We start from the raw sequence: 15,256 nt of genomic DNA, 5'->3' as shown, positions 1-15,256 counted from the left end.
TGTTGCCGAGGGCATCGGTGATCGTGGCAGGCCCTCCATGCCGGTCATAGGTCTACCGCGTCCGGTTACCAGCCGGGTCGACGAGGGTGGTCCGGTTCCCGGCGGCGTCGAATGCCAGGCGCCACACCGTACCGTCCGCCTGGGTGAGCTCGGTCGCGAGACCGAGGTCGTTGTACTCCACCACTGTCTCTCGTCCGTCGGGCCTGACGACGGCGACCACGTCCCCATGGTCGTCGTGCTGGTACCGGGCCGTACGGCCGAGGGGGTCGGTGATGGTGAGGGCGCGGTCGTAGCGGTCGAATTGCCGGTGGGTGGTGTTGCCGAGGGGGTCGGTTTCGGCGATGAGCTGGTAGCTGTCGTTGAACTGGTAGACCGTGGCGTGGCCGAGGGAGTTGATCGCTGTGGTGCGGTTGTTGTCGGTGTCGTAGGTGTAGCGGTATTCCAGGACGCGGTCGGTGCCGGTGGTGTATACGCAGCGGCCTTCCGGGTCGTACTCGTAGGAGTACCAGTAGCCGTTGCGGTCCTCCCACTTGGCCAGGCGGTGGTGGTCGTCGTAGGAGAACTTCAGTGGCAGGCCGGAGGAGTTGTAGACCTCGCAGAGCAGGCCGGCGTTGTCGTAGCCGTAGCGCAGGAGGACCGGCTGGTCGGGGTCGTTGAGCAGGCGCAGTTCGGTGACGCGGCCGTCCGTCGTGGTGATGCCGAGGTGGTAGCCGCGGTCGTGGATGACGTCGGTGGGTGCGCCGGTTTCGTCGTATGCGACGCGGATGCGGTTGGTGTTGCGGTCGGTGATCGCGGTCAGCGGCAGTTCGCTGCTGGGGCGGCCGGGGTCGGCCGCGAAGTGCAGGGTGCGGCCGGTGGGGCGCTGGTGGATGGCCAGCGGGGTGCCGGGCTGCCCGTCCCAGGACAGGCCCCAGCGGGGGCCTTCGACCGGCATGACCTGCTCGCCGGGGATCGGGCGCGGGTAGAGCAGGGTCATGCCGTCGGCGGTGAACAGCCGGGCGCCGTACGCGTCCAGCGCCTGGCGCTGGTCAAGCTTCGAGGCCCAGGAGGTGCCGAACCGGCGGCCCGAGCGGTAGCTGGAGATGTGGTGGCGTTCCAGGATCAGCGGCAGGACACCGGGCAGTTCGACATCCGTCGCGGACATCACCAGCTCGCCGGTGGCCATGTCCACCGGGTCACCGCACAGGTTGCGCCCGTCCATCTCGGTGGCTTGCCGGCGGGTCTGCCGCCCCAGCCGCAACGCCCCTTGCCGCATGCCGCGCAGGCCGGTGGTGGCCAGGGAGCGTGCGCCTCGGGCGAGGCCGCCGAGGGTGGTCAGGCCCTTCATGCCGGGGATGCAGTCCAGGGCGGCGAACGCCACGTCCAGCAGGGTGGCCTGGCCTTTTGCGTATTTGACGAGGGTGTCGGCCAGCACGCTCAGCGCGGCGGCCAGTACGACCCAGGCCAGCGGCCCGCCGATGATCCTCCCCACAACGCCGAGGACGTCGACGATGATCTTGCAGACCTCGACGATGGTGTCCCAGTTGTCCTGGACCCACTTGAACGCCTTCTCCCACCACTTCCGGTTCTGGATACCAGCGTCCGACGCCTCATCGATCGCCGAAGCACACACCCGCGCGGCATCCTCACGCAACCCGCGCGCCTGTTCGGCCAGTTCGCGGGCGGCGGCCAGATTGTCCTCGGCCGTCGCGACCCGGTCCCGCGCCGCCCCGGCAGCGGCGTCCGCCGCCTGCCGGTCCCGCACCGCGTTACGGACGTCCTCCTCCGACGGCGGCTCGGGCGCGTCCCCCTCCTCCTCCAGGCGTTCGGCCTCCTCCCCGGCCCGGGAGACCCAGTCCTCCGCGTCCGTCAACTGCGCCTGCGCGGCGGAAAGATCGGCCTGCGCGGCGATCGCGCGCTCCAGCGCGCGGTCCGCCATGCCCTGCGCGGTCTGCAACTCCGGCCAGTACCGCGCCAGCGCGTCCGCCGCCATGTCGTACGACGTCTGCAACTTGGTCAGGTTCTCCGGCACCCCGTCGAACTCGCTGCGGAACGCCTCCGCCGACAACCCCGACCAATCCGCCACCGCCCGGTCCGACGCCATCCCCCGGATCCTGCCGAGAGCTTCACCGACATCATCGGCGAACGTCTGGAGCTCCTCCGCCAGTTCACGGACCTCGTCCGGGTTGCCCGGCGTCGGGTCCGAGTCCATGTCCAGCGGACTCCAGTCAGAAGGACGCCCCATCGTCGCCACTCTCCCCGGTATGACAGGCGGCCGATCCTGGAGACCGGCCTCGTGGAGTGAGACGACAACGGGACCTGGCCGGTTTCCGTGGTCGCGGGTGTCGTGCGGCACCCGGACGTGGACGCAGTGACGCTGGTGGGCCCCAGCTAGGATGATCGACCTCTAGTACGACAGAAGATGAGAAAGATGCTGTTTTCGATCACCGAGACGGGCTGGTGGCTGATCGCCCTCGTCGCGACGGTGTTGTTCATGGCGCTCATGGGAGAACTGGTCGGCGGGATGCGGTTCCCGCACGAGTCGCCCGCCGAGCGGATGGCACGGGCCAGGAAGTCGCGGCGAGGGATCTACCTCATGACCCCGCTGGTCGGCGGCCTTGCCCTGGCGCTGGCGATGGTCCGGCCCGTCGCCCGGGCGGAGATCCTGTTCCTCTACAGCGCGATGTTCGCCGCCATTCCGCTCGCGCTCTACCCGGTTCGCGGCCGGATGGTCAAGAGCGTGATCGCCCAGCGGCGGAACCCAGGGACCGAGATCAAGCCCGACCTGTTCACAAAGGTCTGGGTCATCGGCGTCCTGTCGGTCGCGCTCCTCGGTTGCGTGGTCGCGCTGATGGCGACCGGCCGCGGCGCGACGGCCTCGTCACCGTGACACCGCCCACGTGCGTTTGATCTCCGCCCAGCGGGCGGCCTGTTCGGGGGTGAGACGGCCGCGCAGTTCCGCCAGCTTCAGCAGGTTCGCCTCCGCGCCCGTCGTCAGGGTCTGGGCCTCCGCGAGGTAGTGGTCGTCGATCACGGCCTCCAGTTCGGCGTCGTCCATCACCGGGACGATCCGTTCGGCCAGCTTGTTCGTGTTGCGGTAGGAGCCCTGGAGGCGGAACGGGGGCTCGGTGCGGGTCGCGTCGTCCTGTCCCGCGGAGGCGATGTAGGCCGCGTTGACCGCCAGGGTCGTGCGCTGGACGTGCAGCAACTTCCGCAGCACGGACAGGATCTGGTCGAGTTCGGCCGGGGTGTAGGGGTGGGCGAGCCGGTCGGCGGACGCCGTCGCGTCGTGGCGGGCCAGGCGGACCAGCAGGTCGATGTCGTCGCGTTCGCGTGCCGCCAGCGGCGCGAGGACGGGGTTGGCCGTCAGCGCGTTCTCGATGTGGCTCAGCGCGAACAACTCCTCGCGGCCGGACAGGACATCGCCCAGGTTCCACACGTCGGCGCGGTTGGCGAGCATGTCGGGGAGACGGAAGCGGCTGCCGGACTCGGTGAACGGGTTGCCCGCCATCGACACCGCGAAGCGCTTGCCGCGCAGGTCGTACGCGCGGACGCCGTCCACCCGCCGCTGCGCGTCGCACAACGGGATGAACCGCTGGAGCAGTTCGGGCGAGGTGTGCTGGATGTCGTCCACGTGGAGCAGGACGTTGTTGCCCATCGCCAGCGCGAAATCGATCTTCTCGACCTCGCGGCGGGCCGCCGCGTCGGGGGCGGCGGCCGGGTCGAGGGAGGTGGTGCCGTGGCCGAGGGCGGGGCCGTCGATCGTGACGAGGATCAGGCCGAGCCGCGCGGCGACGTACTCGACCAGCGTCGTCTTGCCGTAGCCGGGCGGGGAGAGCAGGAGCAGCAGGCCCTGGCTGTCGGTGCGGCGGGTGTCCCCCGCCGTGCCGAGCTGCTTGGCCAGGTTGTCCCCGATGAGCGGCAGGTAGACCTCGTCCAGCAGGCGGTGGCGGACGAACGCGGGCATGACGCGCGGCCGGTGGGCGGCCAGGCGCAGCCGGTCGCGGTCGGCGTCCAGCAGGGCGCCGCGGCGGTGGACGTAACGGCGGTGGGCCGGGACGCGGTGGAGACGGAAGTCGGTGGTCCGGGTCAGGAACTCGTCCAGGCGGACCGTCAGTTCGCCGCCCCGGATTCTCGGGTGGCTGCCGAGCAGGCCGCCGGCCGTCGCGGTGAGCGGGGCGTCGGCGGTGCGGTGTTCGACGGTGTCGGCGCACAGTTCGACGGCCGCCGCCTCCGGCAGGTCGGTGGTGTCCCGGCCGGTGGCCTCCGCGAACGCGCCGAGCCAGGCGGTGACGAGTTGCCGCCGGGCGGGCAGATCGCCGGCCAGCGCGGCCATTTCGCGTTCCAGTTCCTTGCGCCCGGTGGCGCCGAGCGCCGCGTGGAAGTCGTCCAGCAGGGAGCGGGCCGCCGGGCTGACGGCGAACGCGGGGCCGTCGAGGGCCAGTTCCTCGAAGAGGTAGGCGCCGGTCCCGTCCGGTGCCGGTCCCAGCCGGTCGGTGACGGCCGCCGTCAGCTCCGCCGCCAGGGCGGGGATCGCGGCCGGGGTGCCGCCGAACGTGGCGCGGGCGCGGGCCAGGGACTGGGCCCGGACGATCCAGGAGCGGCGGGCGGGTTCGTCGCAGCCGTGGGCCCAGAAGAGCTGGGCGGCGGCCCGCGCGTCCGGCGGGTGGCTCAGCAGGTCCGCGCCTTCCCGCAGCCGCAGCAGCACGGTGAGGATCCGCGCCGCGTCGTGGTCGTGCACGCCCCGGTCGTACCCCTCGTCGTACGCCGACTCGGCGGCGCGGCGGACCAGTTCGGGCACCGCGTCCGGGACGGGGTCCATGGCCAGCACGGTCGCCGCCAGGTGTTCGGCGCGGTAGACCTCGGGGGACTCGGACACCAGCGGCTGGTCCCAGAACCGGCGCGCGGCGGTCAGTTCCGGATCGGTGACCGGCGCCCGGTAGTCGGTCCCGGTCACCGCGAACGCCAGCCCGTCGCCGTGCGGCACCAGTGTCAGGTCGATCGGCTGGGTGGTGACCGAGAAGCGGTGGCGGCCCAGCCGGACCGTGCCGTCCGCCCCGTACAGGTCGGCGCGGTCGCGCAGGGCACGGCCCGCCTCCTGGCGGGCGGCCTTCAGCCGCCCGTCCAGTTCGTCGGCGCGTACCGTCTCCCCGATGCCGCGCAGTTCGCCGGCGGTGGCGCGGACGCGGGCGACGAGGGGGTCGGCGGCGAAGTAGGCGTTGACCTCGTCCAGGCTGTCCAGCGCGGTGGCCCGGCGCGTGATCGTCGCCAGCACCCGATCGGCGGACTCGACCAACCGCTGGGCGTGCCGGGCCCGTTCGTCGAGCTGGGCCTGCTTGCGGGCGGCGAAGGTCTCGTAGATCTCCTCGCGCTGCCGGGTGAGCCGGTCGAGGAAGTCGTCGAACGCGCCGAAGCGGGCGGTCAGGTTCTCCGCCTGGAGCAGCAGCCGGCCGAGGTGCTCGTCGCACTCCTCGGGGGTGCGCGCGGCGGCGAGGGCGGCGATGACGGCCTGCCCGAGCAGCGCGTACTCGGCGGCGAACTCGGCCCGGCCCTCGGTCTCCAGCAGGGCGCGGCGCCGGCCGTCGAGGACGGCGCGGGCGCGGTTGACCGCGCTCATCACCTCGCCGATGCGGGTGAGCAGTTCGGTGCGGACGGTGGTGTCGGCGATGTCGAGCCCGCCGATGACGTCGGTCACCGTGCGCAGCGCGTCGCCCTGTCCGTCGATCTCGGCGGCCAACGGCTCGGCGTCGCCGGTGCTTTCGACGGCGGCGGCCCGCTCGGTGAGGTGGGCGACGGCGGCGTGGCTGTCGTCGAACGCGTCGGGCCGGGACAGGAACGTGACCGCCCGGCGGCCGGTGGCGGTCAGGGACTCGGCCAGTCGCGCGGCGATGCCGTCGACGGCGGCGAGGTCGGCGTACCGCAGGTCGCGCAGGGACTCCACCGAGCCCTGGGCGCGGCGCAGTTCGGTGAGGAGCGCCACCCACGCGGCGGCGGTCCTCGGTGCCTCGCCGCGGGCGCGCCGCAGCAGGGCGGTGACGTCCGTGTCCGCCTCGGTCACGGCGGTCCGCGCCTGCTGCCGGAGTTGGCGGACGCGTTCGTACTCGTCGATGACCTGGGCGGCGGTGGCGCGCAGCGTCCCCACGGGTTCGTGCAGGGCGGCGAACCCGTCGAGGGGCAGCCAGTGGTACTGGTCGGTGAGCCGGTCGCAGGCCGCGACGACGGCCTCGAACACGGCGGTGTCCGGTGCGAGTTCCGTGGCGAGCCGGGCGACGGTCAGCGCGTCCGAGATGCCGCGCACCAGCTCCGCGTTGCCGACGCGGGCCAGCGGCCCGTCGCCCGCGGGGCGGGCGGCGGCGTGGGCCTCCGAGACGAACGGGGTGCGCCACACCTGCACGGTGTGCACGCGGACCGGTTCGGGGGCGTCGGCGCGGCACAGCGCCATGGTGCCGTCGTCCAGCAGCGCGAAGCCGTGGGCGGTGAGCGGCGCGGCGACCTCCTTGCGGATGAGGTTGTACGGCAGCAACAGCGCCCGGCCGCCGCCGGGTTCACGGAAGACGTACAGCACGTCCTCGCCGTTGGGGGAACGGACGGCGGTGTCGAACGTCAGCCCGCGCGTGTCGGTGTCGAACGTCCTGGCGGCCGAACCGGCGGGCGCGGCGGCCAGGTAGTACCCGCCGGGGAAGACGACGCCCTGGTCGTCGGGGAGCGCCCGGCACGCCTGCCCGATGTTGTCGAGGCGGACGACCTCCCGGGTGCGGGTGTTGTGGACGAGGTGGCGCGGCTCCGTCTCGTTGTAGGGCAGGACGCGCAGCAGCACGAGCGGTCCGACGCGGGCGTACGCGACCTGGGCGTCGGCGAGTGACTGGAGCGGGTCGTCCACCGGCTCGCGGTACGCGACGGCCGCCTCGTCGTCCTCCCCGGCGGTGACGGTGAGTTCGCCGCCGACCGTGGAGACGGTCAGCCCGCCGCCGAGTGCGACGTGCGGGCGCGGGCCGTCGACGTGCTGTTCGCGCCCGGTCGGCGTCCAGGTGAAGTCGTGGGCGGCGGGCGGGACATCGTCCCGTTCGCCCTTGGCGTCCAGGTACTCGGGCCGGCCGTCCGGGTGCAGCCGCCAGCGCAGCACCCGGGTGTCGGCCGCCGTCTCGCCCGTCCGGAAGACGGCGAGCAGCAGCGGGCCGACGACGCGCAACCGCCGCAGCCGCGCGCCCCGGTAGTAGCGGTACAGCTCCTCCACGTCGCGCTGGAACGCGGGGTCGTCCAGCAGCCCCGGGACCGCGTCGGGCGGCGCGGGGGCGAGGCCGCCACCGTCCGTGACGCGGTGGAGGGCGAGCGTGTCGCGGTCGGCGGGCACATGGTGGCCGAACAGCAGCAGTCCCCCGACCTGCGCCACATCGCGCGGTACGGCCGGGAGTTCGGTGCGCACCCGGTCCGTCGCGACGAGTTCGAGCCCGGAGCCGCCGAATGCCGCGGTGCGGCGCTCGTTCAAAGCCTGGGCCCGCTCCGCGAGTTCGCCGGCCGCCGCTGTCATGCGGTCGCGCAGCACCTCGTAGCTGCCGCCGTCCAGGCCCCCGTCCGGGCCGCTGTCCCTGGCCATCCCGCCGGCGCCGTTCACTTGGCGAGCGGCACGGACGGCACAGACGGCACGGACGGCACGGCCGGACCCGAAGTCCCCGGCTCACCGGCGCCGTTGAGCCTGACGTCGGCCAGCCCCCGGGACCGCACGGTCTCCAGCAGATCGCCGAGTTCGCCGGACCGGTCGCCGCCGTTCGTGATGAGGGCGGTGAGCAGACCGGCGAGCGTCAGGTCGCGCAGCCCGCCCGCGCCGAGCCCGGCGAGCATCGCGCCGAGGTCGCGGGTGAACGTGGAGTTCTCCTGGTCCAGCCACGGCCCGGCCAGCGCCCGCACCTGCTCCGAGTTGCCGACGAACGCGTCCACGCCCTTCCCGGCCGAGATGGCGCCGACGAGGCGGTCGAAGAAGACGGAGTCGCCGCCGACGATGTCGATCTTCGCGTTCTCCAGTCCCGCGCCGATGACGGCGGCCTGCGCCTCGGCGATCTTCCGGTGCACGTCGATCCCGGCGATCCGGACCTCCTTCTCCGCCTCCAGGCGCAGCCGGTACTCCTCGTGGTCGCGGCTGGCGGCGTCGAGCGCGGCCATGGCGCCCGCCTTGTCCCGGATGCCGGCGGCCTCCGCGCCCATCTTCTCCCGCAGCGCCTCCGCCTCGGCCTGCCCCATCTCCTTGGCGGCCTCGGCCTCGGCGTGCCTCGTCCTGGCGATGGCGTCGGCCATCCGCTCCTGCACCTCGGCCTGCGCCAGCCCCTCGGCGGCGACGTCCGCGCGCCTGCCCTCCGCGAGGCGGATGGCGGCCTGCGCGTCGAGGTCGGCGGCCTTGCGGCGGGCCTCGGCCATGGTGAGGGCCTCGCGGGCGCGGTGTTCCGCGGCCTGCTCGGCGGCCTCGGCGGCCTTGATGTCCTTGACCAGGCGCTCCTGGGCCTCGGCCTCGGCGTGGATGATGAGGGACTGCCGGTCGCGCTCGGCCTCCTCGACGGTGCGCAGCTTCTTGATCTCCTCCTCCTGCTGCGCGACGGTCTTCTCGACGGCGATCCGCTCCCGGACGACGTCCGCGATCTCCCGCTTCTCGCCCTCGACTTCCTTGTCCTTGGCGATGCGCCGCAGCTCCGTCTCGCGTTCCCGGGCGATGACCTCCAGCAGCCGGTCCTTCTCGATGCGCTCGTTCTCGATGGCGACGACACGGTCCCGGTTGAGCCGGGCGACGACGATCTCGCGTTCGCGGTTCTCGTTGTGAACGCCCAACTGCTCCTCGGTCTTGATGTGCGCGGTCTCCGAACGCAGCCGCTCCTCGGCCTGGATGCGGGCGGTCTCGGCCTCCTCGCGGGCCCGGGTCGTCTCGACTTCGCGCTTCTGCTTGATCTCGGCGTCGGCCTGGCGGCGTTCGAGTTCGAGGACGGCTTCCCTGGCGTCGACGTTCTGCCGGGTGATCTCCTTCTCCTCGTTGCGCCGGAAGTCGTTGGTGAGGACGTTCTGCGCGGCGGTCAGCTCGGTGATCTTCCGGATGCCCTGGGCGTCGAGGATGTTGTTCTTGTCGAGGTGGCTCAGCGGCGTCTGTTCGAGGTAGTCGATGGCCGCGTCCTCCAGGCTGTAGCCGTTGAGGTCGGTGCCGATGACGGCGATGATCCGGTCGCGGAACTCCTCGCGCTTGGTGTAGAGGTCGGCGAAGTCGAGCTGCTTGCCGACCGTCTTCAGCGCCTCGGAGAACTTGGCGTTGAACAGCTCCTGGAGGGTGGCCCGGTCGCTGGCCCGCTCGGTGCCGATGGCCTGGGCGACCTTGATGACGTCGGAGACCGTCTTGTTGACCCGGACGAAGAACGAGATGCGTATGTCGGCGCGGATGTTGTCCCGGCAGATCAGGCCCTCCCGTCCGGTGCGGCCGATCTCGATGGCCTTCACGGAGATGTCCATGACCTCGGCCTTGTGCAGGACGGGCAGGACGACGGCGCCGGTGAAGGTGACGTCCACCTTGCGCACCTTGGACACGATCAGCGCCTTGCCCTGTTCGACCTTGCGGAAGAGCCGACTGAGGATGAACAGGACGGCCAGGACGATGATCAGCAGCGAGGCGACGAGTACGCCGAGACTGGTGCCGATGGTCTGCATGGTGAGGTGAGGCCCCCCTCGTGAAGCCGCGAGTTCCGTCCTGTGAAGGACGTGTCAGGCGGGTGTGCGGTTCTCCTCCGGCCCCAACTCGTCCGAGCCGCCCAGGTCGTAGGGCGCCACCCAGAAGAACTCGCGGTCCGCGTCGTAGCCGAAGATCAACGCCCGGCGTCCCGAGGTGAGTTCGGCGGCCTCCGGGCCCTCGGCCCGCACCTGGATGATCGACGTGCCGCCGTCGTCCGCCGCGACCTCGGCCTGGCCGAACCCGGCCGTGACCCGGCCGGTGCGCACGACGCAGACCCGGCCCACGAAGTCCTCGTGGTAGATGCCCTGTTCGGCCCGGAACACGCGGCGCAGCGGCAGCACGAGCAGCCGGGCGCCGGCCCAGCCCGCGAACAGCGCGGCGGGCAGCACCAGAACCCGCCGCCATCCGGCGTCGAGCAACTCGGTCCCGGTCATGGCGGTGAACCAGCCGAACGCGACAACCAGCGAGACGGGCACGGCCGCCGGAACGCCACCAAGGCCGAACACCGCGACGGCACCGGCGAACCCACCCGGCGCCCCGGGCCCGGCGGCGGCCTCCGCGACATCCGTCCCGACGCCGAAGAGAAGGGCGAAGAGCCAGTACGCGAGGACCACGCCGAGCGGGAACGTGAAGACGACCGCCGGGAATTGCAGGGCGGTCGAGAAGAAGTCCCCCATGGTCCGCCCCCCTGTGTCCACACCGGCTCCTCTTTATACGCCGGGGACGCCACGGCCCGGTAGTCCCGCGAGACTCGCGGTGGCGTGGCGGTGGCGCGTTAGGGTGTCCCGTTGTCGATGCTCGGATCACCGGAACCCCAGGACGGAACGGCGTGGCGGTACACCCCTCGAATCCCCTGCGCCGGCTGGTGTTCGACACCCACCCGGCCCGGATGGTGGTCCTCGCCTTCGCCGTCACCGTCACCATCGGCACCACCGCGCTCGCCCTCCCCGTCGCTTCCGCCGACGGCACCACGGCGCCGCTGCTGACCGCCCTGTTCACCGCGACCTCGGCGGTCTGCGTCACCGGCCTGGCCGTCGTGGACACCGGCACGTACTGGAGCGGCTTCGGCGAGGTCGTGATCCTGGTGATGATGCAGGCCGGCGGCTTCGGGGTGATGACGCTCGCGTCGCTGCTGGCGCTGCTGATCGCGGGCAAGCTGCGGCTGCGCATGACGTTGCAGGCGCAGGCCGAGACGAGGATCGGCATCGGGGACGTGCGGCAAGTCCTGCTGCGCGTCGGCGCGATCACCGTGGTCGTGGAGTCGGTGACCGCCGTGGTCCTGGCGTCACGCTTCTACTTCGGCCACGACGACCCCCTCGGCCGGTCCGTCTACCACGGCGTCTTCCACTCGGTCGCGGCGTTCAACAACGCGGGCTTCGGCCTGCGTTCGGACAACCTCGTGCAGTACGCCGAGGATCCGTGGGTGCTGCTGCCGGTGTCGTTCGCCGTCATCCTCGGCGGGCTGGGCTTCCCGGTGATCATCGAACTGCTGCGGCACCGAGCGCGGCGGCGGGCCACCGGACGGCGCAGCTGGTCGCTGCACCTGAAGCTGACGCTGTGGATGTCGGCGGTGCTGCTGGCCGGGGGCACCCTGCTCACGCTCGGCCTGGAGTGGGGAAACCCGGGCACGCTCGGGCCGTTGGGCGTGGACGAGAAGCTCCTCGGAGCGTTCTTCCACTCCGCGGTCAGCCGCACCGCCGGGTTCAACGCGACCGACATCGCGGCCATGGAACCGGCGACGCTGCTGGGGACTTCGGTGCTGATGTTCATCGGCGGCGGCAGCGCGGGCACGGCGGGCGGCATCAAGGTCACCACGTTCGCCGTGCTGGGCGCGGCGATCCTGGCCGAGGTGCGCGGCGAGCCCAACTCCGGCGTGTTCCGCCGCCGTCTCGCCCCGCACGTGCTGCGGCAGGCGCTGACGGTCGCACTGCTCGGTGTCGGCCTGGTGATCGTCGCGACCCTGGCGCTGCTCACGCTGGTGGACGCGTCCACCGACGCCGTGCTGTTCGAGGCCGTCTCGGCGTTCGGCACGGTCGGGCTGACCGCCGGGCTGACGTACGAACTGCCCGCCGCCGCACAAGTGATCCTGGTCGCCCTGATGTTCATGGGCCGCGTCGGACCGATCACCCTGGTGTCCGCCCTCGCCCTGCGCGAACGGACACGACGCTACCAACACCCGGAAGAACGACCGATCATCGGTTAGCCGGCGGGCGAACCAGCCCCGCCGGCCACCTCCACAGTCGGGACACCCCGAAGTCGGGACAGTGATGAGCAGATGAGCAACTACCTGCACTCGATCCGCCGCCGCCGCGACAAACGGCTCGCCCAGACCTACGCCCAGCGCGACGGCGGCGACCAGCGGATCGCCGTCATCGGCCTGGGCCGCTTCGGCAGCTCCCTCGCCGAGGAACTGATGCGCCGGGGCTGGGAGGTGCTGGGCGTGGACGAGGACGAGCGGATCGTGCAGCGGCACGCCGACGCCCTCACCCATGTCGCGGTCGCCGACTGCACCGACGTGGAGGTGGTGCGGCAGCTCGGCGTGCACGAGTTCCCCACCGCGGTCGTCGCCATCGGCACCGACATCCAGGCCAGCATCCTGGTCACCTCCAACCTGCTGGAGGAGGGCGTGCCCAACATCTGGGCGAAGGCGATCAGCCGCCAGCACGGCAAGATCCTGGAGCGCCTCGGCACCCACCACGTCGTGCTGCCCGAGTACGAGATGGGCGAGCGCGTCGCGCACCTCGTCACCGGCCGGATGCTCGACTTCATCGAGTTCGACGAGGACTACGCCCTCGCCAAGACGGTCGCCCCCGGCGTCGCCACCGGCACCCCGCTCGGCGTGAGCGCGGTCCGGTCGAAACACGGTGTGACCGTCGTCGGGATCAAACGGCCCGGCCAGACGTTCACCCACGCGACCGCCGACACCGTCATCGAGCCGGGCGATGTCATCATCGTCACCGGAAAGACGCAGGCCGTGGAAGCTTTCACCAACCTCGGGTGAGGGATCCGGCGGCGCGGGGTAAGGTGGAGAAGCGGCGTCCTGTTCCTGTCCCCGACGTCGAAGGTGCGCCGGGAAGTCTGGTCGGCAACGGAGCGTCACGATCCCTCCGTCCGTCCGCTCGTTCCCGACGAAAGGCCGCCGTCCATGACGTCGCCACGCCGCCGCCCCCAGCCCGGGCAGACCCCGCAGTCGCCGTCGTCCCCGCCGTACCCGTTCCTCAGCCGGCTCCGCCGCGACCCGCGGGCCGAGGCGGAGCGGAGCCGCCGGTCGCTGGCGGCGTTCCTGCGGCTGGAGACCACGGGCGGGCTGATGCTGCTGGCGGCGGCGACGCTGGCGCTGCTGCTGGCGAACTCCCCGCTCGGCGACACCTACTTCGACCTGCGCGATCACCATCTGGGCATCCCCGCCCTCGGTCTGGACCTGTCGGTCGGCCACTGGGCCTCGGACGGGCTGCTCGCCGTCTTCTTCTTCATCGCGGGCATCGAGCTGAAACGGGAGCTGGTCATCGGCGAGCTGCGCCGCCCGGCCGCCGCCGCGCTGCCGGTCGTCGCGGCCGTGGGCGGCATGATCGTGCCCGCGCTGGTCTATGTGGCGGTCGCGGGCGCCGGCGGCGGCGACCTGGGCGGCTGGGCGGTGCCGATGGCCACGGACATCGCCTTCGCGCTCGGCGTGCTCGCCGTCGCGGGCCGCCGGCTGCCCTCGGCGCTGCGCACGTTCCTGCTCACGCTCGCCATCGTGGACGACCTGATCGCCATCGTCGTGATCGCCGTGTTCTTCACCGCGACCCTCGACCTGTGGGCGCTGCTGGGCGCCGTGGCCGGTTTCGCGCTCTTCGCGCTGCTGCTGCGGCTGAACGTGCGCGGCTGGTACGTCTACGTGCCGGTCGCCGTGGCGACCTGGGTCCTGATGTACCACAGCGGGGTGCACGCGACCATCGCGGGCGTGGTGCTGGGCATGCTGCTGCGGACCACGCCCGGGCCGCTGGAGAAGGAGTCCCCGGCCGAGCGGGTCGAGCACCTCGTGCACCCGTTCTCCGCCGGGGTCGCGGTCCCGTTGTTCGCCCTGTTCGCGGCCGGGGTGCAGGTGTCGGGCGGCACGTTCGGCGCCCTGGTCCGGGAGCCGGAGGCGCTCGGCATCACGCTGGGGCTGGTCGTCGGGAAGGTCGTCGGCGTCTTCGGCGTCACCTGGCTCACCGCGCGGTTCACCCGGGCCCGGCTCAGCCCGTCGCTGGCCTGGGCGGACGTCGCGGGGGTCGCGATGCTCGCCGGGATCGGCTTCACCGTCTCGCTGCTGATCGCCGAGCTGGCCTTCGCCGGGGCGCCGCACCTGGAGGAGCACGCCAAGGTCGCGGTGCTGTCCGGCTCGGTCCTCTCGGCGCTGCTGGCGACCCTGATGCTGACACTGCGCGGCCGGGCGCGGCAGGACACGACGGCGGACGCCACGGACGAGGACTCGGCGGTGAGCGACACGGACGAGGCCGGGGTCCGCGGCGCGGGTCAGGACCCGGGCGACAGCAGCCGCGCGTAGTTCCCCAACGACCGCTGGTAGAGCGGCAGGTGCGGCGCGAGCGCGCCGAGCGCCACCGACACGGCCTCCCGCCCCCGGTCGGCCTCCAGCAGCGCGAGGGCGAGGAACGCCCGTACGACGTCGTCCAGTTCGTCGGACCCGGCGGCCAGCTCCTCGGTCAGCAGCTCGACGCTCTCCGCCGCCCGGCCCGCGTCGCGCAGCGTCCCGGCCAGCGCGATCACCGCGCGCCGCCGCCGCTCACCGGTGAGACCGAGGTCCAGCGCCTGCCGGAACAGCGGCGCGGCGAGCCCTCCCCGGCCCGTCGCGTCCAGCGCCGCGGCGCGTTCGAAGAGGCCGATCGCGCTGCCGGGCGGCAGCTCGGCGACGAGCTTCTCGACCGTCGCCACGAACTCCTCGGCACCGGACCGCTCGGCCGACGCCCAGGCGTCCGACAGCCGCCGCTCCCACGCGGGTTCACCCATCGGTTCGCTCACGGGCTCAGCCTCGCACACTCCCGCAGCGCCGCGAGGGGCGCCGACCTTGAAGGCGAGCCAGACGGTCTTGCCGACGGTGTGCTCCGTGAAGCCGTACGCGTCGGCCAGCTCGGCTATGAGCGCCAGGCCGCGCCCGCCGTCCCCGTCCGGCCCGAACGCCCGGGGCGCGGGCCGGCCCGCGCCGGTGTCGCGCACCGCGATTCTCAGCCAGTCGGTGTCCGCCTCCAGCCGCACGCTGAACTCCCGCCCGGTGGGGTCGCCGTGGAGCAGCGCGTTCGTCGCCAGCTCGGACACGCACAGCCTGGCGTCGTCGTCCCGGTCGGCGAGCCCCCACTCGGCGAGGGTGGCCGACGTGAAGTCCCGCGCGGCGCGAACGGACGTGAGGTCTCTGGGGAACTCACGTCGCCGTGATCGGGCCCGTGACAGAAACACGGTGCATCACCGCCTTGACGAAAGGGTGTTACCCGCGTAGAAACCGTACCGCTCTTCGCGAAAGGCAACAAGGGCGGATGGCGTAGTTGATACGAAGAGCGGGTCGCCTACGGTGTATGACGGCAGGGACGCACCGGCGCGCATGCC

The 15,256-nt window shown here is 72.3% G+C and carries 9 protein-coding genes; 4 read left to right on the top strand and 5 right to left on the bottom strand.

Annotated elements, in window-relative coordinates; all coding sequences use genetic code 11:
- Nucleotides 1–52 precede the first annotated feature (52 nt).
- Nucleotides 53–2,224: a DUF6531 domain-containing protein gene (locus BN2279_RS25070; RefSeq protein ID WP_079032486.1), complete on the bottom strand. Its 2,172-nt coding sequence runs from the start codon at nt 2,222–2,224 to the stop codon at nt 53–55.
- Nucleotides 2,225–2,410: 186 nt separating this feature from the next.
- On the opposite strand from BN2279_RS25070, the gene BN2279_RS25065 reads away from it, so the two are divergent.
- Entirely contained in the window at nt 2,411–2,869 is a 459-nt protein-coding gene (locus tag BN2279_RS25065) for a hypothetical protein (protein ID WP_059013311.1), read from the top strand.
- On the opposite strand, the gene BN2279_RS25060 is transcribed toward BN2279_RS25065, so the two are convergent.
- Genes BN2279_RS25060 through BN2279_RS25050 form a run of 3 tightly spaced genes read right to left on the bottom strand, consistent with a single transcriptional unit; the run spans nt 2,861 to nt 10,374 of the window.
- Entirely contained in the window at nt 2,861–7,573 is a 4,713-nt protein-coding gene (locus tag BN2279_RS25060; RefSeq protein WP_059013310.1) for a DNA repair ATPase, read from the bottom strand. The genes BN2279_RS25065 and BN2279_RS25060 overlap by 9 nt on opposite strands.
- A 14-nt stretch (nt 7,574–7,587) precedes the next feature.
- Complete coding sequence (locus BN2279_RS25055; protein ID WP_059013309.1) at nt 7,588–9,654, bottom strand: SPFH domain-containing protein; 2,067 nt, start codon at nt 9,652–9,654, stop codon at nt 7,588–7,590.
- Nucleotides 9,655–9,708: 54 nt separating this feature from the next.
- On the bottom strand, nt 9,709–10,374 hold the full coding sequence (locus tag BN2279_RS25050) for a hypothetical protein (RefSeq protein WP_324612869.1): 666 nt from the start codon (nt 10,372–10,374) through the stop codon (nt 9,709–9,711).
- Nucleotides 10,375–10,505: 131 nt separating this feature from the next.
- Between BN2279_RS25050 and BN2279_RS25045 the strand changes: the two genes are divergently transcribed.
- The 3 genes from BN2279_RS25045 to nhaA all read left to right on the top strand — a co-directional run bounded on the left by BN2279_RS25045 (nt 10,506) and on the right by nhaA (nt 14,204).
- Nucleotides 10,506–11,879 (top strand): TrkH family potassium uptake protein, encoded by a 1,374-nt coding sequence (locus BN2279_RS25045; RefSeq protein ID WP_234348080.1) that lies wholly within the window; start codon nt 10,506–10,508, stop codon nt 11,877–11,879.
- Nucleotides 11,880–11,951: 72 nt separating this feature from the next.
- Nucleotides 11,952–12,677 (top strand): potassium channel family protein, encoded by a 726-nt coding sequence (locus BN2279_RS25040; protein WP_079032485.1) that lies wholly within the window; start codon nt 11,952–11,954, stop codon nt 12,675–12,677.
- A gap of 144 nt (nt 12,678–12,821) precedes the next feature.
- On the top strand, nt 12,822–14,204 hold the full coding sequence (nhaA, locus tag BN2279_RS25035) for a Na+/H+ antiporter NhaA (protein WP_079032484.1): 1,383 nt from the start codon (nt 12,822–12,824) through the stop codon (nt 14,202–14,204).
- On the opposite strand, the gene BN2279_RS31275 is transcribed toward nhaA, so the two are convergent.
- Nucleotides 14,174–15,109, bottom strand: a complete 936-nt coding sequence (locus BN2279_RS31275; RefSeq protein WP_324612868.1) for a tetratricopeptide repeat protein — start codon at nt 15,107–15,109, stop codon at nt 14,174–14,176. The two genes, nhaA and BN2279_RS31275, sit on opposite strands and share 31 nt — an antisense overlap.
- Between the last annotated feature and the right edge of the window lie 147 nt (nt 15,110–15,256).

This window comes from Streptomyces specialis (assembly GCF_001493375.1).
Classification (GTDB): domain Bacteria; phylum Actinomycetota; class Actinomycetes; order Streptomycetales; family Streptomycetaceae; genus Streptomyces; species Streptomyces specialis.
This window is presented reverse-complemented; position numbering and strand designations above follow the sequence as displayed.

What these genes read in the sequence shown, in the direction of transcription:
- BN2279_RS25070 (WP_079032486.1), bottom strand. Translation starts at nt 2,224, where the DNA reads ATGGGGCGTCCTTCTGACTGGAGTCCGCTGGACATGGACTCGGACCCG.
- BN2279_RS25065 (WP_059013311.1), top strand. Translation starts at nt 2,411, where the DNA reads ATGCTGTTTTCGATCACCGAGACGGGCTGGTGGCTGATCGCCCTCGTC.
- BN2279_RS25060 (WP_059013310.1), bottom strand. Translation starts at nt 7,573, where the DNA reads ATGGCCAGGGACAGCGGCCCGGACGGGGGCCTGGACGGCGGCAGCTAC.
- BN2279_RS25055 (WP_059013309.1), bottom strand. Translation starts at nt 9,654, where the DNA reads ATGCAGACCATCGGCACCAGTCTCGGCGTACTCGTCGCCTCGCTGCTG.
- BN2279_RS25040 (WP_079032485.1), top strand. Translation starts at nt 11,952, where the DNA reads ATGAGCAACTACCTGCACTCGATCCGCCGCCGCCGCGACAAACGGCTC.
- nhaA (WP_079032484.1), top strand. Translation starts at nt 12,822, where the DNA reads ATGACGTCGCCACGCCGCCGCCCCCAGCCCGGGCAGACCCCGCAGTCG.